Source organism: Trinickia sp. EG282A (genome assembly GCF_040965455.1).
GTDB lineage: Bacteria > Pseudomonadota > Gammaproteobacteria > Burkholderiales > Burkholderiaceae > Trinickia > Trinickia symbiotica.
The window spans coordinates 368209-393925 of record NZ_JBFRCC010000003.1 but is presented as its reverse complement, the minus strand read 5'-3'; the positions used below and the strand labels follow the sequence as shown (position 1 = coordinate 393925).

Below are 25717 nucleotides of genomic sequence, written 5' to 3'. Positions count from 1 at the left end.
CGAAGCTTCATTAAAAAGGGCTCGTAGATGGACCGCATGGCAGCCATGGAAACGTTCGTCGCCGTCGTCGAGGCGGGATCTTTTTCGGCCGCTGCGCGCCGGCTCGACCTCGGGCAGCCCGCCGTTTCAAAATCGATCGCGCAATTGGAACAGCGACTCGGCGCGCGGTTGCTCTTGCGCTCGACTCGCGGGCTGACGACGACCGACGCAGGCCAGCGTTTCTACGAGCACGCGAAACGAGCCATCGAAGAAGCCGAAGAAGCGGAGCATGCGGCACGGCAGTCTTCGGACAGTCTTTCCGGGCGCCTGCGCGTGTCGGCGGCCGTGACCTTCGCCCGCTTGCACATTCTGCCGGGGTTGAAGCGCTTTCTCGATCGTCACCCGCATCTCGAGATCGACATCGTGCTCGACGACCGCAACATCGATTTGCTCGAAGAAGGCATGGACGTCGCCCTGCGCATGGGGACGCTCGACGACTCCGCGATGACCGCGCGCAGGATTGCAAGCAGTCCGCGGCTCGTCGTCGGCACGCCTGCCTATTTTGCCGAGTCCGGCATTCCGAAGACGCCGGCCGATCTGAGCGGCCACGAAGTGATCGTCTATTCCCAGCGAGGCGGCGGTGAGTCATGGTCGTTCAGTCAAAGCGGCAAGCAGGTCACCGTGGCCGTTGCAGGCAGGGTGCGTGTGAGCGCGGCGGAAGGCATACGAACAGCCGTGCTCGGCGACATGGGCCTCACCGTCGCTTCGCAATGGATGTTCGCGCCCGAACTCAGTGAGGGCAAAGTGCGCGCCGTACTCAAAGACTGGGAACTGCCTCCAGTCGACCTATGGGCTGTGTTCCCGTCCGGTCGCCTTGTCACGTCGAAGGCGCGTGCGTTCGTTGCGTTTGTCGAGGAAATGCTGGCGGTCTCGCCCGCCTGAGGCACCGGGTCTCCTACCTTGTGGTTCAGGCGAACGCGGAACCACTCGCCGCGGCCGCGCCGCGGCTTGTCGAAAAAGCGGCATTAGACCGATTGCGTCGCCTTTTGCAGGACCGGGAACATTTCCGACGGATCAGGACGGTGCGTGTAATCGGGGTTCACTTCGGAGTACAGAACAATGCCGTTCGTACCGATGACATAGCGCGCCGGCATCGGCAGTGTCCAGCTCGGGTCGGCATTGAAAGTCGGCAGGTCGTTCTTGAGCTTCTGGTAGAGCTCGATCAGATAGTCGGGGAGCTCGAATCGCAGTCCGAATGCGGCAGCCGTGCCATTGTGCGTATCGCTGAGCACGGGAAAGCGCAGCTCGTTGATGCGGACTGACTTGCGGCTATTGACGGCGGTCTGCGGCGAAATCGCAACCACATTCGCACCGTAGCGCTGCAACTCGGGAAGTGCCTCATTCAGCGCCTGCAGTTCGAGGTTGCAGTAGGGGCACCACACCCCGCGATAAAACGTGACGACGAGCGGACCTTGCTCGAGCAGTTCGACGGACGAGACGTCGTTGCCGTTCTGGTCCTTCAGGCGAAAGTGCGGCGCAACATCGCCGGCCTTGATCGCACGGCTCGCCTGACCGGAGGCAATGAGCTCAGCCGTCGCTCGCTCCATGACGGGGTGGATCTCCGGTGGCGCGTTGTACGGGGGCTTGCCAGCTTTGAAGTCGGCTTTGAAAGCGTCGAGTTTGTCCTGAAGCGACATGATGTATCTCCGATGATGCGGTAAGTGGCTGTTCGCTGTCGGCCCGTTTATTGACCCGTGCAGCCGGGACACAGCGGCTTTCGTTACGGCAGTCACGACATCTGTATTCGTCGTGGCTCGATCATCGGTGAAACGCAAACGGCGCGGATAGGAGCCAGCGGGCATAACTGCCATTCCCATGGGGCATGGTCTCAAAGGGCAAGATCCGAGAGCTGTAGGTCAGCGTCTGTGAGAGGGCAGGGTCACATCGGCGTGCGAACGAAAGCTGATCTGCTAGTATCTGACTGGGTCAATCGTATTGCGATACCGGTAGGAGCCATCACGTGCGCCATTACACGAAAGCAACCTTCAATGTGACGGAAAGCGTTGGCTTCCAACTCGTCAGGGCGCGCAATCTCATCATCGCCGAGATGGACGGCGCGCTTAAGGAGTTCGATATTTCGAGCCAGCAGATGGGTATCTTGCTGGTGCTCAGGCGGAAGCTGGCAACGACACCTTTCGAGATGTCGAAGATGCTCGGAATGGACACGGGCCTGATGACGCGGATGCTCGACAAGCTCGAAGCGAAAGGGCTCCTCGTTCGTTCACGAGATCAGCAAGACCGGCGTGTCGTCAACCTCGCACTCACGAACGATGGGACGGCCGTCGCCGACCAGGTGCCGGAGGTTGCCGTGGAAGTGCTGAACGCCCGCCTGAAGGCTTTCACGAAGGACGAGCTCACCGAGTTGCGCAGGCTGCTGCACAAGTTTGCCGGCGACTGACCGGACACCGCGGGTCATCACCAGACCATCCCCGGTCTCATCGAATAAGACGGATTGTTCATCCCACCGAAACTGTGAGTTATCAATGCGCCGTTGACTATATCTGACAGGTCAACTATCGTGCGTGCACAGTTTGGAGAGAGAGAACATGTCCGGCACGATTTTTTTACCCATATATCTGACACGTCAGAGAAATGACGCTCAACCGAACCCCAGGCGGCGCGTTTCAGCCGTACTGAGCATCGGTATGTCAGTGATATTCGCCGCAGTGCTATCGGCGTGCGCGAACTATGCGGGCATCCATAGCGATGCGAAGCCTGCCGAGCCGCAACAGTACGCCACGCAGCAAAGCATTCCCGCTGACGGGGGCCGTTGGCCTGCGGCCGACTGGGCTGACCAGTTCGGCGATGCGCAACTGAAGGCGCTGATCGTCGAAGCGTTGAAGGATAGCCCGACGCTCGATCAGGCGCGTGCCCGCGTAGCGGCTGCTGCTGCTTACAGCGAAACGGCGAACGCCAACACGATGCCGCGCGTCGATGCCAGCTACTCGCTCACGCGCCAGCAATTCTCGAGCACGGCGCTCGTGCCGCCGCCCTACGGCGGCTCGTGGCAGACCGAAAACAAGGCGCTGCTCAGCGCTTCGTACGATCTCGACTTGTGGGGCAAGAATCGTGAGGCGCTGAGGGCGGCTATCTCTCAGCTTCAGGCGAGCGAGGCCGACGCGCAAGTCGTCAAACTGACGCTGACGACATCCATTGCTCGGACATACAACCAGCTTGCACGCCTCTACGCGCTGCGCGACATCGCGCAGCGGGAAGTCGCCAGACGGGAGCAGATCGAGCGCATCACCGCAGGGCGGATTGCGACGGGGTTGGATACCGAAGTCGAGCGCAAGACCGCGCAGGCTAATCTGGCGACGAGCCGCGCCGCGCTGACAGCGCTCGATGGGCAGATCCTCACGACGCGCTATCAGATCGCCGCGCTGCTCGGCGCCGGTCCCGATCGCGGCTTACAGCTTGCCCAGCCGACACTGGGCCCGGGCGACGACGTTCGCCTGCCGGACAACCTGCCGGCCGATCTCGTGAGCCGCCGCCCCGATATCGTTGCGTCGCGCTGGCGCGTCGACGCGATGACGCACGACGTGAAGGAGGCGAAGGCCGAGTTCTATCCGGACATCAACCTGAGCGCCGCAATCGGCCTCGACGCATTCGGCTTCGGCCGATTCCTGACGGCGGCGAGCCGGACAGCTTCCGTCGGCCCGGCGGTCCATTTGCCGATCATCGATGCGGGCGAACTGCGCGCCAACCTGAAGGGCCGCTATGCCGACTTCGACTATGCCGTCGCGACGTATAACCAGACGCTCGTGACTGCGCTGAGCGAAGTCGCCACGCAACTCGCCGGCGTTCGTTCGACAGATGCTCAACTCGTCGATGCGCAGGCGGCGCAGGACGCCGCGCGCAAAGCCGACGAACTCGCGCTGATCCAATACAACGCGGGCCTCACGAATCAACTGACTGTATTGAACGCGGACGTCAACGCGCTATTGGCTGATCAGGCGGTCGCCAATCTCCGTATGGATCGCCGCGACAAACAAATCGCGCTGGCTTCCGCGCTCGGCGGTGGGTTTGTCGATACGTCCAACTCGGGAAAAGACGCGCGGCCCTATCCGGCAGCGGCATTGCCTGACGGCCGCGCTCCCTCGATGCGACCGGCTGTTGCTGCCCCACGTTGAACGGCAAACCCATCCCATCTACTCGGAGAACTCAGATGAGCGAAATCGACACCTCGGAGCTCGAATCGTCGCAAGCGACGAGCGCCAAACGCGAGACCACATCGGCGAAAGCCGTTACCTCGAACGAATCGAACGCGCGGAAGAGGAAGTTGCTACTTGCACTGCTCGGCGCTGCCATCGTGGTTTCGGCGGCAGCTTATGGCGCGTACTACATGACCTACGCCCGCTATCACGAATCCACTGACGACGCGTACGTTAGCGGCAACCTCGTGCAACTCACGCCGCAGGTGACGGGCACCGTCGTCGCCGTGAATGCCGACGATACGCAGATCGTCAAGCAGGGCGACCCGGTCGTGAGACTCGACGACGCCGACGCTAAAGTCGCGCTCGGCAACGCGGAAGCGACACTCGCGCAGACCGTGAGGCAAGTCAGCAGACTCTACGTGGACAACCAGTTCTACGCCGCGAACATCGCTCAGAAGCAGTCGGACTTGGCCCGCGCCCAGGACGACCTGCGCCGCCGCCAGGCAGTGGCCGGCACGGGGGCCGTGTCGGCCGAAGACATCGCTCACGCGCGCGACACCGTCACGGCCGCGCAGGCGGCGCTCGATGCCGTGCGGCAACAGGCGCAAGCCAACCACGTCCTGACCGACAACACCACAATCACGCAGCATCCGAGCGTGCTGGCGGCCGCGTCGAAAGTGCGCGACGCGTACCTGGCATACTCGCGCAACACGCTGCCCGCGCCGGTCACCGGCTATGTCGCGAAACGTTCCGTGCAAGTCGGCGAGCGCGTGTCGCCCGGTACTCCGCTGATGGCGATTGTGCCGCTCGACGGGGTGTGGGTCGATGCCAACTTCAAGGAGAGCCAGCTGCGCGGCATGCGCATCGGCCAGCCTGTGGCGCTCGAGGCGGACGTCTACGGCGGCAAGGTCAAATATCACGGCCGCGTGGTCGGTTTCTCGGCGGGTACGGGGAGCGCCTTTGCCACATTGCCCGCGCAGAATGCGACCGGGAACTGGATCAAGGTGGTCCAGCGTCTGCCCGTACGCATCGAACTCGATCAGAAAGAACTGAACGCCCATCCACTGCGTATCGGACTATCGATGAACGTCGACGTGGACACGCACGACGACGCCGGCGCGCAACTCGGCGCAGCCTCGAACACGACTTACCGCACGGATGTATTCGCGAACTGCGGCGCGCAGGCCGATGCCGAGATCGAAAAGATCATCGAGCAAAACACGAGGCCTGTCCGGCAACTTGAGCGGAGCGCATCATGAATTCCCCGATTCGACTAGCACCGCCGCCGCTGACAGGCGGCAAGCTGATTCTGGCGACGATCGCGGTTGCGCTTGCAACGTTCATGAACGTCCTGGATTCTTCGATCGCCAATGTGGCCATCCCTACGATCTCGGGCAATCTTGGCGTATCGGTCGACGAGGGCACCTGGGTGATCACGCTGTTCGCCGCGGCCAATGCGGTGGCGATTCCGCTGACAGGATGGCTGACTGAGCGAGTCGGCCAAATCAAGCTCTTCGTCGTCGCGATCCTGCTGTTCTCGTTCTCTTCGTGGCTGTGCGGCGTGGCACCGAACCTGATGGTGCTGCTCGCGGCGCGCGTATTGCAGGGCGCGGTAGCTGGACCGCTGATCCCGCTGTCGCAGGCGATCCTGCTCGGATCCTATCCGAAAGAGAAAAGCTCCACGGCGCTGGCGTTGTGGGCAATGACGGCGACGGTCGGCCCGATCGCCGGCCCCGCGCTGGGCGGATGGATCACCGATAGCTATAGCTGGTCGTGGATCTTCTATATCAACGTGCCAGTCGGTCTCTTCGCGGCGGGGGTGACGTGGTTGATCTATCGGGACCGGGAATCGCCGAAGCGCAAGCTTCCGATCGACAAAATCGGACTGCTGTCGCTGATTGCATGGGTGGCATCGCTGCAGATCATGCTGGACAAGGGCAAGGACCTCGACTGGTTCAACTCGCCTGTCATCTGCACGCTAGCCGCCGTGGCCGCTGTCAGCTTCGTCTTCTTCCTGATCTGGGAGTTCACGGCGAAAAACCCGATCGTGGACGTGCGGCTTTTTGCGGTACGCAATTTTCGGGGCGGCACGATTGCGATCTCCGTCGCTTACGCCGTGTTCTTCGCGAACCTGGTGATTCTTCCGCAGTGGATTCAGGGCTATCTGGGCTATCGCGCCGTGGATGCCGGTCTAGTGACGGCGCCGCTCGGCATCTTCGCCGTGCTGCTTGCTCCAGTGATGGCGAAGGTCATGCCGAAGTCCGATCCGCGCGTGTTGGCGACGCTGGCGTTCGTCGGCTATGCCGGCGTCTTCCTGATGCGTTCGCACTACACCACAGACGTCGATCAATGGACCCTCGTATTGCCGACGCTCTTGCAGGGCATCCCGACCGCGCTCTTTTTCGTCCCGCTGACGGCGATCATCCTGTCCGGACTGCCCGCTGAGAAGATTCCCGCGGCGGCTGGCGTATCGAACTTCGCGCGCGTATTCGCGGGCGCGGCCGGCACTTCGCTCGTCACGACCGGCTGGAACGACCGGACGATTTTGCATCACGCGCAACTCGCCGAGCAGGCGAGCGTCGACAATCCCGCCTATGGGGCGGCGATCGCGAATGTGCATGCGGTCCTGGGCGGCAGCGTGGATCAGGCCGTTGCTTTCTTCGAGCGTTCGCTGAATGCGCAGGCGGCGATGCTCGGGCTGAACGACATTTTCTGGCTGTCCGCCGGGATCTTTGTCGTGATCATTCCGCTCATCTGGCTGACGAAACCGGCAAAGGGCGGAGGCGGCGCGGCGGCCGCGGGCGCACACTGATTGCACCGCAGCACGAGCGGCGAACGACGTCGGATGATGCATCATCCGACGTTCTCTTTTCCAAAAGCGACACGCGCCCGGCATCGTTTTTTTATTGATTGACCGTTCAAACAAAAAAAACATAGAGTGGCCGCGAACGACAGAACGCCACTCGAAGAGCGATCGATTTCAACGACGACGGAGCGCATATGGACCACCTCAACGGGAAGTCACGTCAACTCGGCACAGCCATTAGCTGCGCCGCTCTATGTCTCGGCTCGCTGTACGCGGCAAGCGCGTTCGCGCAGGCAAGCGCAAGCCCAGGCGCGGGCGCGGGCGCGGGCGCCGGGGGCGCAGCCGATACTGCGAATTCAGCAAACACGGCGAATTCGTCGAGCGCGGCGAGCGTTGCTCCCGCAACGACCGCAGCCGTGGATCCCCCGACGCCCGCCAGTGCTCCGGCCTCGGCATCGGCGCCGGCGGCCTCACCATTGACAGCAAATGTCACGCTGGCCTCGCAATACGTCTCGCGCGGGTTTCGTCAGACATGGGGCAAGCCGGCGATTCAAGGCGGCTTCGACTACACGCACTCGAGCGGCCTCTTTGCCGGCACCTGGCTGTCGACGGTCAGCAGCAAATTCATCGAGGGCGGCACGGTCGAATGGGATCTCTACGGTGGCTACGGCGGCTCCCTCGGCGATCTGACTTATACCGGCACGGTCTACTACTACGTGTATCCCGGCGCCCGCATGGAAGCGAGCGCAACGAACTACAACTACGGCGAATTCGTTGCTGCGCTGACTTACAAGTGGTTCACGGCCCGCTATTGGCTGACTTACACGCCGAACTACTTCGGCTACGACAGCCAGTCGCTTGGCATCGGCAACGACAAGGGCAGTCGCGGCTCCGGCTACCTCGACTTGAACACCAACATCGATCTCACGCACGGCTTTTCGCTGCTACTCCATTACGGCTGGGAGCGCGTGCAAAACTTCTCCGCGTACAACTGGCAGGATGGGAAAGTGGCCATCTCGAAGACGTTCGATGGCGGCTGGACGCTGACAGGGGCGGTCACTAAGGCGTGGGGCGCGACAAACGTGTACGACCGCTACACGACGGGTGCGCGCGATTCGGCGGGCAACATCGCGGTTTCGAATCCGTTGCGGACGACGTTTTTCGCGACGCTGACCAAGACGTTCTGATTCATTTCCCAGGACTCATTCCATGCTTTCCCGAAACGACATGAGCAGATCGTCCCCGTTTTTATTGATTGATCGTTCAAACAAAAAACACTAGAGTATCCGCATCGAATCCCGAGGCCGCTGACCCATGCCCAAAGTCGGAATGCGCGAAGTGCGTCGCGCGCAACTGATCGACGCCACCCTGCTGTGTATCGACCAGTGTGGCCTGTCAGGCACGACGCTCGCGTCGGTCGCGCAGCGCGCGAACATTTCGACGGGTATCGTCAGCCACTACTTCGGCGATAAGAGCGGGCTGCTCGAAGCAACGATGCGCCATATCCTTCGCGATCTCTGGGCGGCGACGAGGCGTCGCCGCCTCGTCGCGGCGAAGGCCGGCCCGCGCGCGCGGCTGCGCGCGATCGTGGCGGCCAACTTCGACGTCTCGCAGGTGAACACACCGGTGATGAAAACGTGGTTGGCGTTTTGGGCGCAAAGCATGCACGAGGATGCGCTGCGCCGCTTGCAGCGTGTCAACACGCGGCGCCTGTACTCGAATCTGTGCGCCGAGTTTAGAAAAGTGATGCCGCTCGCTGCCGCACGCCGCGCCGCGCGCGGGCTCGCGGCGATGATCGACGGCTTGTGGCTGCGCGGCGCGCTCAGCGGCGAGCCGTTCGATACGCGAGCCGCGTTGCGGCTCGCCAACGAGTACATCGACTTGCTGCTCGCGCAGCGCGAGGGCTCACGCGAATGATCCGCACGGCACGGCCGTGCCGTCTTACCGGTTTGCGAGGAAACCCCTGATGCCTGACTACGGTTTGCAGCGACTCTTCATCGGCGGCGAGTACGTCGATGCCACCAGCGGCGCGACTTTCGACACGCTGGACCCGGCAACGGGCGAAAAGCTCGCGACGGTTCAGCAGGCGAGCGAGGCCGATGTCGATCGCGCGGTTCGATCGGCGCAGCAAGGTCAGCGCGCATGGGCGGCACTGGGCCCGATGGATCGCTCGCGCATTCTGCGGCGCGCGGTCGACCTATTGCGTGCCCGCAACGATGAGCTTGCCGAGCTCGAAATGCGCGATACCGGCAAGCCGATCGCGGAAACACGTGCCGTCGATATCGTCACTGGCGCCGACGTGATCGAATACTATGCGGGTCTCGTCATGGCGATCGAGGGGCAGCAGATTCCGCTGCGCGACGAATCGTTCGTCTATACCCGGCGCGAGCCGCTCGGCGTGACGGCCGGCATCGGCGCGTGGAATTACCCGATCCAGATCGCATGCTGGAAGTCCGCGCCCGCGCTGGCCGCCGGCAACGCGATGATCTTCAAGCCGAGTGAAGTGACGCCGCTGTCGGCACTGAAGCTCGCCGAGATCTATATCGAAGCCGGTGTGCCCGCCGGGGTGTTCAACGTCGTGCAAGGCGATGGCCGCGTGGGTGCGATGTTGAGCGCTCACCCGCATATCGCAAAGATGTCGTTCACCGGGAGTGTCCAGACCGGCCTGAAGGTGATGTCGCTCGCCGGTGGATCGTCGCTCAAGGAAGTGACGATGGAACTCGGCGGCAAGTCTCCGCTGATCGTGTTCGAGGACGCGGACCTCGATCGTGCCGCCGATATCGCGATGGGCGCCAATTTCTTCAGCGCGGGGCAAGTGTGCACGAACGGCACGCGCGTATTCGTCCATCGCTCGATTCAGCAAGCCTTCGAAGCACGCATCGGCGAGCGCGTGAAGCGGATCCGCATCGGCAAGCCATCGGAGCCGGCGACGAACTTCGGTCCGCTCGTGAGCCGTGCGCAGCTCGACAAGGTGCTCGGTTTTATCGAGAGCGGTCGACGCGAAGGCGCACGGCTCGTGGCAGGCGGGGCGCGCATCGTCGACGGCGAGTTTGCGCGCGGCCTTTTCGTGCAGCCGACGGTCTTTGCCGATTGTCGCGACGAAATGAAGATCGTACAGGAGGAAATCTTCGGTCCGGTCATGAGTCTGCTTTCGTTCGATACGGAGGACGAGGTCGTCGCGCGCGCGAACGACACGCGCTACGGTCTCGCGGCGGGTGTCGTTACGGAAAACCTCGCACGTGCGCATCGGGTGATCCATCGGCTCGAGGCCGGCATTTGCTGGGTCAACACCTGGGGCGAATCGCCCGCGCAGATGCCGGTAGGCGGCTATAAGCAATCGGGGGTGGGGCGCGAAAACGGCCTCGCGACACTCGAGCACTACACGCGGCTGAAGTCCGTCCAGATCGAACTGGGCAGGTATCAGCCGCTGTTCTGAGCAAGGTAGAGCGAGGTCGGGCGATGAGCATCGTTTCACGCTCGTCGGCGCGGCAGGCGAAGCGGGTCTGTGACGCCCAACGTGTTGAGGCAACTCAGTATGGGTTCGAACGAATACGACTACATCATCATCGGTGCAGGTTCCGCGGGCAATGTGCTCGCGACGCGGCTGACCGAAGACGCCAGCGTGACGGTGCTGCTGCTCGAAGCAGGCGGCCCGGATTACCGCTTCGACTTCCGCACGCAGATGCCGGCGGCGCTCGCTTATCCGCTGCAAGGCCGGCGCTACAACTGGGCGTACGAGACGGAGCCTGAGCCGCATATGAACAACCGCCGGATGGAATGCGGACGCGGCAAGGGGCTGGGCGGCTCTTCGCTCATCAACGGCATGTGCTACATCCGCGGCAACGCGCTCGACTACGACGGCTGGGCGCAACGAGAAGGTCTCGAAGCCTGGTCCTATCTCGACTGCCTGCCCTATTTCCGGAAGGCGGAAACGCGCGACGTCGGTCCGAACGACTACCATGGCGGCGACGGCCCGGTACATGTGATGACGAGCAAGCCGGGCGTCAATCCGCTCTTCGAGGCGATGGTCGAGGCCGGCGTACAGGCGGGCTATCCGCGCACCGACGATCTGAATGGCTACCGCCAGGAAGGCTTCGGGCCGATGGACCGCACCGTCACGGCGAACGGGCGGCGCGCGAGTACCGCGCGCGGTTATCTGGATCAGGCGCGCTCGCGCCGGGAACTCACGATCGTCACGCATGCCACGGCGGACCGGATTCTTTTCAGCGGCAAGCGCGCCAGCGGCGTCGCGTACCTGCAAGGCAATTCGACCTCGATCGTCACCGCGCATGCCCGGCGCGAGGTTCTGCTGTGCGGAGGCGCTATTGCATCGCCGCAGATCCTGCAACGCTCGGGCGTCGGTCCCGGCGGATGGCTACGGGAACTCGGCATTCCGGTGGTGCTCGATCTGCCCGGTGTCGGCAGGAACTTGCAGGATCATCTGGAAATGTATCTGCAGTACGCGTGCAAAGAGCCCGTGTCGCTTTATCCCGCGCTGCTGCTGCACAACCAGCCGGGCATCGGCCTCGAGTGGCTGCTGAAGGGCACGGGGATCGGCGCCAGCAATCACTTCGAAGCCGGCGGCTTCATTCGTACGCGCGACGACGACCCGTGGCCCAACATCCAGTATCACTTCCTGCCGGTCGCCATCAATTACAACGGCACGAATGCGATCAAGATGCACGGTTTCCAGGCGCACGTCGGATCGATGCGCTCGCCGAGCCGCGGGCGCGTCAAGCTGCGTTCGCGCGATCCGCGCGATCATCCGTCGATCCTTTTCAACTACATGGCCGAGCCGCTCGATTGGCGCGAGTTCCGCGACGCAATCCGCATCACGCGCGAAATCATGAGGCAACCCGCGCTCGATCGCTTCCGCGGTGAGGAACTGAATCCGGGAGCGAAATGCGTGACCGATTCGGAGCTCGATGCGTTCGTGCGTTCACGCGCTGAGACCGCGTATCACCCGTCGTGCTCGTGCGCGATGGGCAGCGACGAAATGTCGGTAGTCGATGCGGAAGGTCGCGTGCACGGGCTCGAAGGGCTTCGAGTCGTCGATGCATCGATCATGCCGCTGATCACGACGGGCAACCTGAACGCGCCAACGATCATGATCGCAGAGAAGATCGCCGACCGGATCCGCGGTCGCGCGCCGCAGCCCCGCGCGAGCGCGCCGTACTACGTCGCGAATGGCGCGCCGGCGCGGGGTGCCGCACTGCGCGAGGCCACGACTCCCGCCAGCTGAGCGACACATTTTTTCCTACGCCACACGTGTGCAACAACCATCGCCCTACGGATACGCGGGCAATCAACGTACTAACCAAAGTGAAATGAGGAGAAGGTGATGAAGCAGCTCTTGATCAAAGCCGGTTGCGCGTGGATTGCCACCGCGGCGTTGGCGGCACCGGCGTTCGCGGGGGACACGGCAGCTTGCCGCAATGTGCGCTTTGCGGACGTCGGCTGGACCGATATTGCGGCGACGACCGGCATTGCGTCGACGATCTTCGAAGGGCTCGGCTACCATCCGACGACGACGATCGCTTCAGTGCCGATCACGTTCGCCGGTATCAAGAGTAAGCAGATCGACGTGTTCCTCGGTTATTGGTCGCCGACGATGGATCCGATCATCGATCCGTTCGTGAAAGCGGGGCAGATCAAGGTGCTGCAGCCCGCGAACTTGACCGGGGCGAAGTACACGCTTGCAGTGCCCGACTACGTCTATAACGCCGGCCTCAAATCGTTCGCCGACATCCAGAAATACGCGGACAAGCTCGGCGACAGAGTCTACGGCATCGAGCCCGGCAACGACGGCAACGCGCTGATTGACAAGATGATCAAGAACAATCAATTCGGTCTCGGCAAGTTCAAGCTCGTGGAATCGAGCGAGGCGGGCATGCTCGTTCAGGTCAACAAGGCGATTCGAGAAAAGCAATGGATCGTCTTCCTCGGCTGGGAGCCGCATCCGATGAACGTACAGATGAAGATCGATTACCTCAGCGGCGGCGACGACGTATTCGGCCCGAACTACGGGGAGGCAAAAGTCTTCACGGCGACACCGCCTGATTATTCGGCGCGCTGCCCGAACGCGGCCAAGCTCGTGTCGAATCTGCAGTTCACGACGGAAATCGAGAACCATGTGATGGTGCCGATCATGAACAAGGAAGAGCCGGGGAAGGCCGCCGAGGCATGGCTCAAGCGCAATCCTCAAGTGCTCGATAAATGGCTGACGGGCGTGACGACGTTCGACGGCAAGAACGGGCTCGAGGCCGTGAAGTCGTATATCGCCTCGCACTGAGCGTGCAATACGAAGCGGGAAGCGGCGGCGCTTGAGTTCGCGTAAGGGCGCCCCGCGGAGGACGATCTCCCGCACCCCCGCGAAGCATCATTCGCGAACTCAGCGGCGTCTCGCGAGCGTCAACTTCCCTTGTTGTCCGACGAGGGCTTTGTTTCCGATAGATCGTCCTTCCTGACTTCCGCCTGACGGACCTCGGTTCCGTCCTCGCCGGTTTCTGAAATATCGGTCTCGAACGTCTCGGAGTCGTCCGCTGCTTGGTCCTTGTCCGGATTGTCCGGTTGCTTGGTGATCGGTCCTTTCTGGTCAGTCGCCATGATTCGCTCCTTGCACATTGCATTTCGTTTTCGCCGTGCCGCCTTTCGATCGCGCTCGCCGGCGGGCGTTGGCGGCGCCGGCATGCTCAACCGCTGACTCCCTTCTTCTTGGCGAGCGACTGTGCCATGCGGTAATGCTCCTCGATGATGGACAGGCCCTTTTGCGCGAGTTTTTTCAAATCGGCGTTTTTCCCGTCGGAGATTTCCTTCTTGAACGCGGCAATCGCCTGTTCATGGCCTTGCAGGCCGACCTTGTCGATATAGGCGTCATCGAACTCCTTGCCCTTTAACGGGCGCAGCGAATCGAGCACGCTCGTATCCGAATTGTCCTTCGGCACCTTGACGTCATGCGGCGCGGCAGCCTTGAGCTCCACTGTCATCTTCGTATGATCCAGCAGCATGTGATGCGCGAACGACTTGACGTCCTTGTCCTTTGAATTTTTTTGCGCGAGCTTGGCTGCGTCGATCTCCGTGGAACTGGACATCGAGGCTGCCTGCACGAAGTCGCGATCGGGCGCCGGCAGCGGATTGGCCTCCGTCGTGGATGCAGCCTGGCTTTCCTGCGCATGCACCGTCGCAACAGGCATCAGTGCGACGCAGCATGCGAGAACAAATGTCGGAAGTTTCAATTCGAGCTCCTCGAAGCGTGGTTGCGGGGACGCAAAGCGGTTGGCGCCTGCGAAGACGCAGGCGCATCTCTGTGTCGCAACGAACGTGCCGGAGGAGGCGGCGGGCGCAATGGCCGTGTGCGGCGGCTTACCGGCGCTTGCCGTATTCTTCGCCCGCGGCTGTCCACGCGATCGCCTGTTCGCTCAGGCTGAAGCCGAGGCCGGGCCGGCTGGGCACGTGCATTCGCCCACCGCGCAACTCGAGCCGCTCGTTGAAGAGCGGCTCCAGCCATTCGAAGTGCTCGAGCCACGGTTCTTCCGGATACGCGGCTGCCAGATGAAGATGGATCTCCATCGCGAAGTGCGGGGCAAGCTTGAGTCCGCGCAGACTGGCAAGATGCATGATTTGCAGAAATGGCGTGATGCCGCCGACCCGCGGTGCGTCGGGCTGGACGTAGTCGGCTCCTCGGGTTTCGATCAGTTGTGCGTGTTCGCCGAAGCTCGTCAGCATTTCGCCGGTGGCGACAGCCGTGTCGAGCGATGCGGCCAGTGCAGCGTGCCCCTCGAAGTCGTACGCGTCGAGCGGTTCCTCGATCCAGGTCAGATCCAGCTCTTCGAACTTGCGGCACGCGCGCTGCGCCTTGAGCCGGTCCCATTGCTGGTTGGCGTCGACCATGAGTGGGAAGTCCGGACCGAGAAGATCGCGCACGGCCTTCACGCGCCGGAAGTCTTCGCGCGTGTCGGGCTGCCCCACCTTGATCTTGATGCCGCCGATGCCGTTGCCGCGCGAGCGGTCGACATTCTCCAGAACGGTGTCGAGCGACATCGACAGGTAACCGCCGGACGTGTTGTAGCACTGTACGGAATCGCGATGAGCGCCGAGCAGCTTGGCGAGCGGCAACCCCGCGCGTTTGGCTTTGAGGTCCCACAGTGCGATATCGAATGGGGCAATGGCCTGTGTCGTGAGACCGCTTCGCCCCATCGACGCGCCGGCCCATAGGAGCTTGTTGAAGATTTTGCCGATGTCGTTTGGATCTTCGCCGAGCAGAGCGGGCGCCAGCTCCTTGGCGTGCGAGAACATCCCTTGTCCGCCCGCACGCTTCGAGTAACCGAATCCGATGCCGCGATGGCCCTGCTCACTCTCGATTTCAGCGAAGATGAACGCGATTTCCGTGAGCGGTTTCTGTCTTCCGGTGAGGACCTTGGCATCGCTGATGGGCGAGGCGAGCGGCAGGAAAGTCAGCGACACCTTCACCCATGCTATGCGGTCGGTCGTCGCTTCGCCAGGCTGAAGGCTCGCGATTCCGGGCAGATTGAAAGTTTGCGTCTGGTCAGCCATATTGAGTCTCCCGAGTACGGATTAGTGTGTGCGGACTAGCGGCACAGTTCGTCGAGCGTAAGGCGGCGAATCCTGCCGACGATGAAAAGATACGAGCCGGCTGCAACCAGCCCGTGCCCTCCTACGTAGACTAGCGCGCTATTGAAAGAGCCGCTGGAATGAAGCAGGTAGCCGATGACGACCGGCGTGACGATCCCGGCGATGTTGCCGATCGCGTTGAACACGCCACCTGTCACGCCGACCATCTCTTGCGGTGCGGTGTCGGCCACGACACTGAAGCCGAGATTGCCGAAGCCCTTGCCGAAAAATGCGGCGCTCATGACCGCGACGACGAGCCAGGGCACATCGATGTAATTGCAGAGGATCATCGTGGAGCTAAGTAGCACTCCGGTAACGATCGGCCCCTTGCGTGCGAGGCTCAGCGAGCCGGTAGACCTGAGTAGGGCGTCGGAAACGAACCCCGATACGACGGCGCCGATGAGACCGCACAGTGCGGGGATCGATGAGACGAAGCCAGCTTGCAGGATGTCAAATCCGCGTTGCTTCACGAGATAGATAGGGAACCAGGTCACATAGAACCATGTGACTGCCGTGATGCAGTACTGGCCGACGAACATGCCGAGCAGCATGCGGCTGCGAAACAGCAGGCCGATCTCCGCGATCTGCGATCGTTGCGGCACGCCTGTCGCGGCGCGCTTACGGCCTTGAAGATCGACGAGGCCGCCGCCTTCACGGATATACGAGAGCTCGGCCTCGGTGACGCGCGGGTGACGAATCGGCAGGTAATAGAAACGCAGCCAGACCGCCGCAATGACGAAGCCGACGCAACCCATCACGATGAAGACGTATTCCCATCCGAACGCATAGCAGAGCCAGCCCATGAACGGGGTGAAGACCGCGAGGGAAAAATACTGAGCGCTGTTGAAAATCGCGCCCGCGATGCCGCGTTCCGATGATGGGAACCATGACGCGATGACGCGTGTCGACGCGGGGCCGACGGGCGACTCCGCAACGCCGAGCAGGAACCGCAACCCGAGCAGAAGCGGAAAGACGAGGCCGACGAAATGAACGAGTCCCATGCAAACGGTGAAGGCGGACCATACGGCCACGGCCCAGAACATCGAGCGCTTTGAACCGACGCGATCGGACAGCCAGCCGGAGGGAATCATGAACAGTACATAGGCCCAACTGAACGCCGAGAAGAGGTAGCCGATCTCGATCGTCGTGATGCCGAGCTCGCGGCCCATATCGGTACCGGCGACCGACAACGCCGCACGATCGCCGCTGCTCAGTGCGAGCACTATCGTGATCAAGGCGAGCATGCCGAAGCGCCAGCGTCCCCGCGCCGCCGCGCCCGCCCGATCCAAAGGAAATGGCGCAGCGACGCTGTGCGCGTCCGCATCTGCCGGTAAAGTCCTATGAGTGCCGCTCATTGTTCGTCTCCGTATTCCTTTCTCGTTGCCCGCCGCCGCAGTCTTCCTTTTTGTGCCGAGACGCTTGCGCGGCTCGTGGGCGTTGCTGGTGCACGACAACGCTTTTAGACGATGGTACGGACGCGGGCGCGGTGATGGCCAGCTGATCCCGGCTCCTCATGACGGCAGAGTTCCAGATACTGGAACCCATCGGCGCCCGGCCGCTTCGACGGCCATGTCCGCGCGGATGGGCAGGTCGGCACGCGAATCAGCATGCCGTCGCGCGACAACGTGCGGCATGCGTCCGGAGAGCGCACCAAGAGCAAAGCGCTCGGCGTGGGTGCAAGCGAATTCGTGCCCTGGCCTATCGGCGTGACCGTATCATGAGGGCTGCCGCCGGGGGTCTGTGTCCGCAGGAGTTCCGTTTGCGGTCAATCGTCGGCGATTTCCGAGCCGCCTGATGCCAACCTTACCCGCAATAGCTGGCCCGACCACGGGGCGCTGTTGAGCAATTCGAGCGACTGCAGATGGCGGTCGCTCGTCACGTATAGAACGGACCCATTCTCGGACGGTGCCAACGCGATTCCGGTTGGTGCGGCAATGGGCAGGGACTTCAGCGTATCGACGTTGCCGTCCTCGGCGAAGCGCACCAGGCTCCAGCCGTCCTTCAATCCTGTCCAGATACCACCCTGCGCATCAAGCGCGAGGCCGGTGAGCCGCCCCGATCCTTTCGGCATCGATGCGACGCGGCGCACGGATGCCGCGCGGGACGATTCAGCTTTGCGCAGCCGATAGAGTGTCCCTGAGTCGGGCGCGATCGCATAAGCGCCGGTGCCGTCGCGCGTGAACGCCATCGCTTCGATCGACTCGCCGATTCGCCAGTGCGACTTGAATCGTCCCTGGTCGACAATCTCGCCGATACGGTAGGATTCGTCGCGCTTATCGCGCATGATCGCCCAGGCGCGCATGGACTGATCGGCGCACAAAATCCGAATGGCCGGATCGCTCCATGCAGTGGCGTCGTCCATGCGCTCGATGGTGCCGTCTCGTTCGATCCACGCACGCTGTCCCTGCTGATCGACGAAAAGCCGGTCGCCGAACAGGTGCATTGCGGTAATCGGTGCATCGAGTTGAGCGACGATGCGGTCCTCTACGCCGTCGAAACATCGAATCGCCGGCGCAAGCGTGTCCGCCCAGTATAGGCATCGATGCGCGGAGGACCAGCACGGATAGGCGCCATGGAAGGCCCAGTTTTCGCTCACGGGTTCGATGCCGTCGCTCTCGATACGCGTGCGGTTGCCGGCCAGCTGTGAGCCGACGCGCCGCCCGGCTTCGGCAAGCTCCGGACCGAGCAATTCGAGGCGGGCGACACTCAGCCGATACGCCGGACCCGCTACGCTCAATGCACCGCGCACCTTGCCGGCGGGATCGAGAATCGGCGCCGCGACGCATCGCACGCCCGTTACGATCTCTTCGTCGTCGATGGCGTAGCCTCGGGCGGCGGTAATGGCCAGTTCGATTTGCAGACGCCGACGGTCGGTGATGGTATGCGGAGTCAGCGCGTCATAGGTGATGGCTTTGAGGAGCGCATCTCTTTCCTCGGGCGCGAGCCGCGAAAGGATCGCCTTGCCTTGTCCCGTGCAATGCAGCGGCTTGCTTTGCCCGAGTGCCGCGGACGAGCGCTGGGAATGCGCGCCATCGCAACGCTCGAGCGACAGCACCGATGCGCCGTCGAGCACCGCGAGATACGACGTTTCCCCGGTCAAATCGCGTAGCGACCGCAGTTCCGAGCTGGCCGCGGCGACGAGGTCCGGCATGAGGTACGCGTTGCGAACGAGTTCCAAATATCGGAATCCGAGTCGGTAGACGCGCTTCACGGGGTCACGCCTGACAAGCCCGCGCTCGACGAGCGTCGCAAGGATCCGATAGAGCGTCGTCTTTGGCAATCGGGCGCTATCGAGCAACTCGGCGTTGGTCATTCCCTGTCGAGCGGCGCCGATCAAATCCAGGACGCCGAGCGCCTTATCGAGCGACGCCGTTCCTTCCCCTAATGCCATATTCCCAATCCATGGAACCGAAGTCTGATGATGAGAATATCACCGGTATCCAGGAGCGTGACTCTCCCGATAGCATGCACTCACTTGGTCCGCGGCCATTTGGAGCTGCGAGTTCCATGCCCTGGAACCCGAGCGCGGATCGTACTTTGAGGATGCTCTCGTGAAGACCCATCACTATTCGGATTCGCTCGAAACCGCGGTCGATCGCAACGTCATCGTGAGCGACGAAACGCTCGCGAAGCTGGCGAAAGTCAGCAGTGGCTCATTGACGACGCAACTCTTCAAGCGTGGTTACCGTCAACCGGCACTGGTTGGACTGCGTGCGCTCAACAGGTATGTCGGACCGTTCGCGGGCCGCGCATTCACCATGCGTTTCATTCCGGCGCGCGAGGATATCGATACCTACAGCACGATGACCACCCAGCCCAACGCCGACAATCTGCAATGGCAGGGTATCGAGCAGGTGCAGCCGGGGGACGTGCTGGTGATCGACAGCCGCGACGATCCGCGCGCGGCATCGGCCGGCAACATTCTCGTTACGAGGCTGCTGGCGCGCGGTGCGAAAGCGATCGTCACTGACGGCGCTCTACGTGACGGCTCCGAAATCGCGAATCTTCCGCTGCCGGCCTATTGCCGGGAAGTAACCGCGACGACGCGCATTTCGTATCACCACGTCGCGGACCTGCAAGTGCCGATCGGTTGCGCGGGCGTGGCCGTCTATCCCGGCGACATCATCGTCGGCGATGCGGATGGCATCACCGTCGTACCGACGCATCTCGCGGAAGAGCTCGCCGAATTGTGCTCTCGCCAGGATGACCTCGAGCGCTACCTCGCAATGCGCATCGCCGCGGGAGAGGCGTTGTGGGGTGTGTATCCGCCGAGTCCCCAGACGTACGACGCCTATGACCGTTGGGTTGCCGCGGGCCGTCCGCATATCCCATCGATCATGGGCAAGAAGGGGGAGTAAGCGATGGCTGTCATTGATCAAGCCAAATACGCCGCGTTGATTCGACGTTACTTCGATGCGTGCAACGAGGCGAACTACGACAAGCTGATTTCATGCTTTACACCGGATGCCGTTCACTATTTTCCGGCTGGCCTGCCGGACGTTCCGTGGCGCACCGCCGATACGATTGCTCGCAAGTGGATCTGTTGCGTCGAGCATCTCGGCTCTCGATGGACGATCGAAAAGATTCTCGTGAGCCATGACAGCCACGAAGCGGTGATCGAGTGGACACACTGGAAAGGCAGGCTCGGCACGGCGTTGCGCGGCGACGAGTGGTACGTGTTCGATGAAGAGACAGGACGTATCCGCGAGATCCGAGCCTACTACGCGGCGCCCGCGGACAAGGAGGTCGCCATTAACGAACTCGTCGATTTCGACTACGCGCAACGCGGCTACCATCTGAAGGCCGCATCATGATGAAACACATCGTCATGTTCCGGAAGCTCGCGCACGTCGATCGGCAACCAGCGCTCGAGCAGCAACTCGTTGCAAAGATGCATGCACTCGATGCAGAGATTCCGTTCATACGCGAATGGCGCGTTTCAGGCAACGAACTTCAACGGCCGATCTGCTGGGATTATGTGCTCGAGTCCTCGTTCGACAGCCGGGAGGATCTCGAGCGCTATCTGCCGCATCCCGCACATAGCGCGTTGATCCAGGCACTGAAGGCCTATTTCGAATGGGTCGCCTGCGACTACACGGTCCAGGATGCGGCGGCAACGACGGAGCGTGTCAGAGCCCGACTTCAGAAGATCACATAGACCTTCCGGATCGTTTCGTCGACCTTCCACAGTCCTTCGGTGTTCGCTTCGAAGAACAAGGTATCGCCGCTGCGAAAGTGAATCGTCTCTTCACCATCGGGCGTGAACGTGCCCGAGCCGGCAATGAAGTGCATCACTTCCGCCTGCTTGACCGACCGCCGGTAGGTGCCGGGCGTGCACTCGAACACGCCTGTATCGATCGCTTCGCTGCCCGGAATGACGTACTGACGGCCCGATACCCGGGCCGGCTCGGTTCCCGGTAGACCGGCGACGCCCCAGTCCTGCAGCGCGTCCAGTTGAACGGCTTGCTTGATTTGCTGGACTTTCACGTTGCTTTTCCCTGTTTGCGCGTGGAGAGATCGATACGCTGTTCGATTCGGCCCAGCCGGACCACGGTGACGCCGGGCCGCAACTGGCGCAGCGACGGCATCACTAGCACGCAATCGTCGTAAGGCGTGGCGACGGGTTCTCCGTCGGACCAGCCGATCACCGCGCCGGCTTTCTCGAATACTTCGAGGCCCGTGTACGGTGCCGCAAAACGGAAATCCATGCTCTTCGCGACGACCGGTTCCGTCACGCGCACGACGCGCATTTCATCGGGCAGCGGCACGATCCATCCGGACGGCAGATCGCTTTCGTCGACGATCCCTGCCAGCAACAGGAAGCGCGCGGTGCAGTCACGAGCCACCGTGACGGCGCTTTTCTCCCAGTGCTGGCCGCATTCGATGAGAAGGGCGTTCTTCTGGCTTGCTTCGTCGCCGAAGCCTTCGTAGTCGCGCATGCGGCGGCCTTCGGGGTGGCCCTCGTCGCAGATCACCGTGGCAGGCGTGCCGAGGCGCACCGCAAGGTCGGTGCCTTTTCGCAGCGGACCGGCGACGATCAGCGGCAAGCTCTTCTCGTGCATCGAGTGCAGATCGAGCAGCAGATCGACGGTATCGACCACGGGTCGCATCGCGCGTGCGCGATCGAGTTCGGACGAGCGCGTCGCGAGATCGTCGAGCTTCGCGGCGGTCCATACGCGGTTGAAATCCTGATCGACGAAGCGCGCCTTGTCGGGTATCGCGCGATCGAAACGCGCATAGGCATTGACGTTCGCGAACGAGAGCGTGAGTTTGCCGCGGCGGGGACGCAACTGCCCGCGCAACAATTCGTCGACGACGATCGCGCCGCAGACTTCATTGCCGTGCGTGAGCGCGTTGATCATCACGTGCGGACCGGCCACGCCGGAATCGAACGTGTAGACGTACGGGACGCCCGTATTGCCGGGTGCATGCGGGGCGATATCGGGGAAATCGACTTCGATCGGATAGGCATCCATCTTATTCCAGCCCTCCCTGGCAGAGATACTTGATCGACAGATAGTCATCGAGGCCGTACTTCGAGCCTTCACGGCCGTAGCCGGATTCCTTCACGCCGCCGAAAGGCGCCGCTTCCGACGCAAGCGCACCTTCGTTGATGCCGACGATGCCCGCCTCGAGCGCCCGCGATACGCGATCGATGCGGCGTACGTCCTGGCTATAGAAGTACGATGCGAGGCCGAACGGGGTATCGTTCGCGGCGTCCACCGCTTCCTGCTCGGTGTCGAACGGGAAGAGCGGCGCGACAGGTCCGAATGTTTCCTCGCAGCAGAGCATCATGTCCGGCGTCGCGTTTCCCAGCACCGTCGGCGCGTAGTAGTGCGGCCCAAGTTCCGTCAGGCGCTTGCCGCCCGTCAGCACGAGCGCGCCGTTAGCGACCGCATCCTCGACGTGACGCGCAATCTTGTCGACCGCGCGCGCGTTGATCATCGGGCCGATCTGTGACGCCGGATCGCTCGCGGGGCCGACTCGCAGCTCGGCCACTTTCGCGCTCAGCAGCGCGGCAAAGCGCTCATAGACGCCGCGCTGCACGTAGATGCGGTTAGGGCACACGCAGGTCTGCCCGCCGTTGCGGAATTTCGCAGCCAAGAGACCTGTCACGGCCGCATCGAGGTCCGCATCGTCGAACACGATGAAAGGCGCATTGCCGCCCAGCTCCAGCGAAAGCTTCTTCAGCGTGCCCGCGGATTCGCGCGCCAGGTGTTTGCCGACCGGCGTCGAGCCCGTGAACGTGATCTTGCGCACACGGCCATCGGCGAGCCATTCGCCTACCGTCTCGGCGGCCGACTCGCGCGACGCCGAGATCAGGTTGAGCACGCCGTCGGGCACGCCCGCCTCATGCGCGAGCATCACGAGCGCGATTGCGGTCAGCGGCGTATCCTCCGCGGGCTTCGCGACGACGGTGCAGCCCGCGGCGAGCGCGGGCGCGATTTTGCGCGCGATCATCGCCAGCGGGAAATTCCACGGCGTGATCGCCGCGACGACGCCGATGGGTTCCTTGATCGCGCTCATGCGCTTGCCGCGCTGCTGCTGCGGAATCACGTCGCCGTAGATGCGCGTGGCTTCGTCCGCGAACCACGCGACGTACGACGCGCCATACGCCACTTCGCCTCGGCCTTCGGCGAGCGGCTTGCCCTGTTCGAGTGAGATCAGCGCGCCGAGCGCGTCCTGTTGCTCGACGATCAGCGCATGCCAGCGGTGCAGCACCGCGGCGCGCTCCTTCGGCAGCTTGGCGCGCCAAGCCGGCAACGCTTTCGCCGCGGCGTCCGCGGCGGCGCGTGCATCGGCCGGCCCGCTGTCGGCAACGTCGGCAATCAGCTTGCCGGTAGCGGGATTGGTGACGGCGAAGCGCCGCCCGCTCGCCGCGGCGACCCACTGGCCGTCGATGAAATTGTCGGCGCGGATCAGCGCGCGGGCCTGCTCTTCAAGATTGATGCTCATCCGAGTGTCTCCTGCTGCGTTCCTGCTGCGTTAGCGAGCTTGCACGACATGCGCAGCGATCGCCGCGCCGACATCCTTCGTCGACGCGCCGCCGCCCAGGTCGCCGGTGCGCGGGCCTTCCTTGAGGATGTGCGTGATCGCCGCGACGATCGCATCGTGCGCGTCATGTTCGGCGCCCGTGCCGTTGCCGAGGAAGTCGAGCATCATCGCCGCGGACCAGATCATTGCGATCGGGTTCGCGATGCCTTTGCCGGCGATGTCGGGCGCCGAGCCGTGCACTGGCTCGAACAGCGACGGAAAGCGCCGGTCAGGATTGAGGTTGCCCGACGGCGCGATGCCGATCGTGCCGGTACAGGCGGGGCCGAGATCCGAGAGGATGTCGCCGAACAGATTCGATGCGACGACGACATCGAATCGGTCCGGATTCAGCACGAAGCGCGCGCAGAGGATGTCGATGTGCTGGCGGTCCATCTTGACGTCGGGATAGCGCGCGGCCATCTCGTCGGCGCGTGCGTCCCACCATGGCATGCTGATCGAGATGCCGTTGCTCTTCGTCGCGACGGTGAGCTTTTTCGCGCGGCGCCGTGCGAGTTCGAACGCGAACTTCATGACGCGCTCGGTGCCGTGCCGCGTGAAGATCGACTGCTGCATCACGACTTCGCGCTCGGTACCCTCGAACATCGTGCCGCCTACCGACGAATACTCGCCCTCGGTGTTCTCGCGCACGATCATGAAGTCGATGTCGCCGGGCTTGCGGTTCGCGAGCGGGCTGGGTACGCCTTCGAAGAGGCGTGCGGGGCGCAGGTTCACGTATTGGTCGAATTCGCGCCGAAATTTCAGCAGCGATCCCCAGAGGGAAATATGATCGGGGACCTTCGCGGGCCAGCCGACCGCGCCGAAAAGGATGGCATCGCAGTCCTGCAACTGTGCCTTCCAATCGTCGGGCATCATCTGGCCGTGTTGCTCGTAGTAGTCGCACGATGCCCATTCGATATGGCGGTAGTCGATGCCGATGCCGAAACGCTCGCGGGCGGCGTCGAGCACGCGCACCCCTTCGGGCATCACTTCCGTGCCGATGCCGTCACCGGGGATGACGGCAATGCGGTAAGTCCGGGCCATACATGTCTCCTTGAGGGCCTGCGCACAGCTTCGACGCTTTGCGCACGGCAAGAACAAAATCGTCGTTCGGCTCGCCGGGCTCGGCTCAGTATCCGCGCGCCCGGTCGATCTCGCCGATCATCGGCTCACCTGCCCGATGACGGCGCAAATTCTCCAGTACGACATCGACAGCCGTATCGGCGCGCGTCGCGCTCGCGATGTGCGGTGTGATCCGCACGCGCGGCTGGCCCCAGAGCGGATGATCGGCCGGCAAAGGCTCGGGGTCGGTCACGTCGATCACTGCGCTGTGAATCTGGCCGCGGTTCAGCGCATCGAGCAGATCCGCCGTGACCAGGTGCGGTCCGCGGCCTACATGCACGAGCGATGCGCCTCTCGGCAGCATAGCGAAAATACGTCGATCGAGCAGGCCGCGCGTCGCGTCGGTGAGCGGGAGCAGGCAGATCAGCACATCGGTGCGCGCGAGAAACGCATCGAGCGCGCCTTCACCCGCGAAGCATTCGACGCCCGGGATAGCGCGCGGCGAGCGGCTCCACCCTGCGCACGCGAACCCGAAAAGACGCAGCCGCTCGAGCACCGCGGTGCCGAGCATGCCGAGCCCCAGCACGCCGACCCGCCGCCCTGCGGCCGGCCGCAGCGGCATGGGTTTCCACACGCGCGCCTGCTGCTGCATTGCGTAGTCGAAGAGGTCTCGATGGATGGCCAGCACCGCCTCGGTCACGTACTCGACCATGCCTTCCACGATGCCCGGCTCGATCATGCGCACGACCGGCAGATGCGCGGGAATGCGCGCGAGATCGAGCTGATCGACGCCGGCTCCCACCGAGAAAACGACCTCGAGATTGGGTAGCGTGATTGCCAGATCGTCCGGTTGCCAGGCGATCAGATAGCGAACGGCGGCGGGGTCTCCAATGTCGGGCCAGACGCGAAACGGCGTATCCGGCGCGAGCTGCGCGAAGCGCTCCGCCCAGATCGCGCCGCGCACGGGGTCGGCCTTGTAGAGCACGGTCATATC

At 63.0% G+C, this 25717-nt stretch carries 25 protein-coding genes; 13 read left to right on the top strand and 12 right to left on the bottom strand.

The annotated features are described in order from the left end of the window. Positions 1 to 27: 27 nt before the first annotated feature. Positions 28 to 921 carry a LysR family transcriptional regulator gene (locus AB4Y31_RS16270; protein WP_368674794.1) on the top strand — a complete coding sequence of 298 codons (894 nt, stop codon included), beginning with the start codon at positions 28 to 30 and terminating at the stop codon, positions 919 to 921. An 83-nt stretch (positions 922 to 1004) separates the two neighbouring features. Here the strand turns inward: AB4Y31_RS16270 and AB4Y31_RS16265 are convergent, their stop codons facing one another. Next, on the bottom strand, positions 1005 to 1676 hold the full coding sequence (locus AB4Y31_RS16265; RefSeq protein WP_368674793.1) for a peroxiredoxin-like family protein: 672 nt from the start codon (positions 1674 to 1676) through the stop codon (positions 1005 to 1007). 323 nt (positions 1677 to 1999) lie between these two features. On the opposite strand from AB4Y31_RS16265, the gene AB4Y31_RS16260 reads away from it, so the two are divergent. The 4 genes from AB4Y31_RS16260 to AB4Y31_RS16245 all read left to right on the top strand — a co-directional run bounded on the left by AB4Y31_RS16260 (position 2000) and on the right by AB4Y31_RS16245 (position 7005). Continuing rightward, positions 2000 to 2437, top strand: a complete 438-nt coding sequence (locus tag AB4Y31_RS16260) for a MarR family winged helix-turn-helix transcriptional regulator (RefSeq protein ID WP_368674792.1) — start codon at positions 2000 to 2002, stop codon at positions 2435 to 2437. 247 nt (positions 2438 to 2684) lie between these two features. Next, the gene (locus AB4Y31_RS16255; protein ID WP_368674791.1) at positions 2685 to 4169 is read left to right on the top strand and encodes an efflux transporter outer membrane subunit; all 1485 of its coding nucleotides are present in this window, start codon (positions 2685 to 2687) and stop codon (positions 4167 to 4169) included. Positions 4170 to 4204: 35 nt separating this feature from the next. Then, positions 4205 to 5452: an HlyD family efflux transporter periplasmic adaptor subunit gene (locus tag AB4Y31_RS16250; RefSeq protein ID WP_368674790.1), complete on the top strand. Its 1248-nt coding sequence runs from the start codon at positions 4205 to 4207 to the stop codon at positions 5450 to 5452. Next, entirely contained in the window at positions 5449 to 7005 is a 1557-nt protein-coding gene (locus tag AB4Y31_RS16245) for a DHA2 family efflux MFS transporter permease subunit (protein ID WP_368674789.1), read from the top strand. Before AB4Y31_RS16250 ends, AB4Y31_RS16245 begins: the two co-directional genes overlap by 4 nt. 214 nt (positions 7006 to 7219) lie before the next feature. Here AB4Y31_RS16245 and AB4Y31_RS16240 read toward each other — a convergent pair whose 3' ends face one another. Continuing rightward, a complete protein-coding gene (locus tag AB4Y31_RS16240; RefSeq protein ID WP_368674788.1) occupies positions 7220 to 7492 on the bottom strand; it encodes a hypothetical protein in 273 nt (90 codons plus the stop codon). Here AB4Y31_RS16240 and AB4Y31_RS16235 point away from each other — a divergent pair. The 5 genes from AB4Y31_RS16235 (at position 7476) to AB4Y31_RS16215 (ending at position 13291) form a co-directional block, all read left to right on the top strand. Further along, positions 7476 to 8186: a TorF family putative porin gene (locus tag AB4Y31_RS16235; protein WP_368674787.1), complete on the top strand. Its 711-nt coding sequence runs from the start codon at positions 7476 to 7478 to the stop codon at positions 8184 to 8186. The genes AB4Y31_RS16240 and AB4Y31_RS16235 overlap by 17 nt on opposite strands. Positions 8187 to 8313: 127 nt before the next feature. Continuing rightward, the gene (betI, locus tag AB4Y31_RS16230; protein ID WP_026229284.1) at positions 8314 to 8916 is read left to right on the top strand and encodes a transcriptional regulator BetI; all 603 of its coding nucleotides are present in this window, start codon (positions 8314 to 8316) and stop codon (positions 8914 to 8916) included. Positions 8917 to 8965: 49 nt separating this feature from the next. After that, the gene (gene betB / locus AB4Y31_RS16225) at positions 8966 to 10435 is read left to right on the top strand and encodes a betaine-aldehyde dehydrogenase (RefSeq protein ID WP_368674786.1); all 1470 of its coding nucleotides are present in this window, start codon (positions 8966 to 8968) and stop codon (positions 10433 to 10435) included. Positions 10436 to 10534: 99 nt separating this feature from the next. After that, a complete protein-coding gene (gene betA, locus AB4Y31_RS16220) occupies positions 10535 to 12241 on the top strand; it encodes a choline dehydrogenase (protein WP_368674785.1) in 1707 nt (568 codons plus the stop codon). 99 nt (positions 12242 to 12340) lie between these two features. Next, positions 12341 to 13291 carry a choline ABC transporter substrate-binding protein gene (locus AB4Y31_RS16215; RefSeq protein WP_368674784.1) on the top strand — a complete coding sequence of 317 codons (951 nt, stop codon included), beginning with the start codon at positions 12341 to 12343 and terminating at the stop codon, positions 13289 to 13291. Positions 13292 to 13410: 119 nt separating this feature from the next. On the opposite strand, the gene AB4Y31_RS16210 is transcribed toward AB4Y31_RS16215, so the two are convergent. The 5 genes from AB4Y31_RS16210 to AB4Y31_RS16190 form a co-directional block, all read right to left on the bottom strand. After that, the gene (locus tag AB4Y31_RS16210) at positions 13411 to 13605 is read right to left on the bottom strand and encodes a hypothetical protein (RefSeq protein WP_107149715.1); all 195 of its coding nucleotides are present in this window, start codon (positions 13603 to 13605) and stop codon (positions 13411 to 13413) included. 86 nt (positions 13606 to 13691) lie between these two features. After that, positions 13692 to 14192 carry a DUF4142 domain-containing protein gene (locus tag AB4Y31_RS16205; protein WP_051089950.1) on the bottom strand — a complete coding sequence of 167 codons (501 nt, stop codon included), beginning with the start codon at positions 14190 to 14192 and terminating at the stop codon, positions 13692 to 13694. 169 nt (positions 14193 to 14361) lie between these two features. Further along, positions 14362 to 15552: a mandelate racemase/muconate lactonizing enzyme family protein gene (locus AB4Y31_RS16200; RefSeq protein ID WP_368674783.1), complete on the bottom strand. Its 1191-nt coding sequence runs from the start codon at positions 15550 to 15552 to the stop codon at positions 14362 to 14364. A 35-nt stretch (positions 15553 to 15587) separates the two neighbouring features. Then, positions 15588 to 16985 carry an MFS transporter gene (locus AB4Y31_RS16195; RefSeq protein ID WP_368674782.1) on the bottom strand — a complete coding sequence of 466 codons (1398 nt, stop codon included), beginning with the start codon at positions 16983 to 16985 and terminating at the stop codon, positions 15588 to 15590. A 410-nt stretch (positions 16986 to 17395) separates the two neighbouring features. Continuing rightward, complete coding sequence (locus tag AB4Y31_RS16190; RefSeq protein WP_368674781.1) at positions 17396 to 19021, bottom strand: IclR family transcriptional regulator C-terminal domain-containing protein; 1626 nt, start codon at positions 19019 to 19021, stop codon at positions 17396 to 17398. A gap of 160 nt (positions 19022 to 19181) precedes the next feature. Here AB4Y31_RS16190 and AB4Y31_RS16185 point away from each other — a divergent pair, with 160 nt between their 5' ends. Genes AB4Y31_RS16185 through AB4Y31_RS16175 form a run of 3 tightly spaced genes read left to right on the top strand, consistent with a single transcriptional unit; the run spans position 19182 to position 20788 of the window. Continuing rightward, positions 19182 to 19988 (top strand): ribonuclease activity regulator RraA, encoded by an 807-nt coding sequence (locus AB4Y31_RS16185; RefSeq protein WP_368674780.1) that lies wholly within the window; start codon positions 19182 to 19184, stop codon positions 19986 to 19988. A 3-nt stretch (positions 19989 to 19991) separates the two neighbouring features. Beyond that, the gene (locus AB4Y31_RS16180; RefSeq protein WP_368674779.1) at positions 19992 to 20444 is read left to right on the top strand and encodes a nuclear transport factor 2 family protein; all 453 of its coding nucleotides are present in this window, start codon (positions 19992 to 19994) and stop codon (positions 20442 to 20444) included. After that, complete coding sequence (locus AB4Y31_RS16175; RefSeq protein ID WP_368674778.1) at positions 20441 to 20788, top strand: Dabb family protein; 348 nt, start codon at positions 20441 to 20443, stop codon at positions 20786 to 20788. The genes AB4Y31_RS16180 and AB4Y31_RS16175 overlap by 4 nt, the downstream gene beginning before the upstream one ends. Here AB4Y31_RS16175 and AB4Y31_RS16170 read toward each other — a convergent pair. The 5 genes from AB4Y31_RS16170 to AB4Y31_RS16150 form a co-directional block, all read right to left on the bottom strand. Further along, entirely contained in the window at positions 20773 to 21117 is a 345-nt protein-coding gene (locus AB4Y31_RS16170; protein WP_368674777.1) for a cupin domain-containing protein, read from the bottom strand. The two genes, AB4Y31_RS16175 and AB4Y31_RS16170, sit on opposite strands and share 16 nt — an antisense overlap. Continuing rightward, positions 21114 to 22106 (bottom strand): M14 family metallopeptidase, encoded by a 993-nt coding sequence (locus tag AB4Y31_RS16165; RefSeq protein WP_368674776.1) that lies wholly within the window; start codon positions 22104 to 22106, stop codon positions 21114 to 21116. The genes AB4Y31_RS16170 and AB4Y31_RS16165 overlap by 4 nt, the downstream gene beginning before the upstream one ends. A gap of 1 nt (position 22107) precedes the next feature. After that, positions 22108 to 23586, bottom strand: a complete 1479-nt coding sequence (locus tag AB4Y31_RS16160) for an NAD-dependent succinate-semialdehyde dehydrogenase (protein WP_368674775.1) — start codon at positions 23584 to 23586, stop codon at positions 22108 to 22110. A gap of 30 nt (positions 23587 to 23616) precedes the next feature. After that, on the bottom strand, positions 23617 to 24705 hold the full coding sequence (locus AB4Y31_RS16155; protein ID WP_018438599.1) for a tartrate dehydrogenase: 1089 nt from the start codon (positions 24703 to 24705) through the stop codon (positions 23617 to 23619). Positions 24706 to 24790: 85 nt separating this feature from the next. After that, positions 24791 to 25714 carry a 2-hydroxyacid dehydrogenase gene (locus AB4Y31_RS16150; protein WP_368675307.1) on the bottom strand — a complete coding sequence of 308 codons (924 nt, stop codon included), beginning with the start codon at positions 25712 to 25714 and terminating at the stop codon, positions 24791 to 24793. Positions 25715 to 25717: the final 3 nt, after the last annotated feature.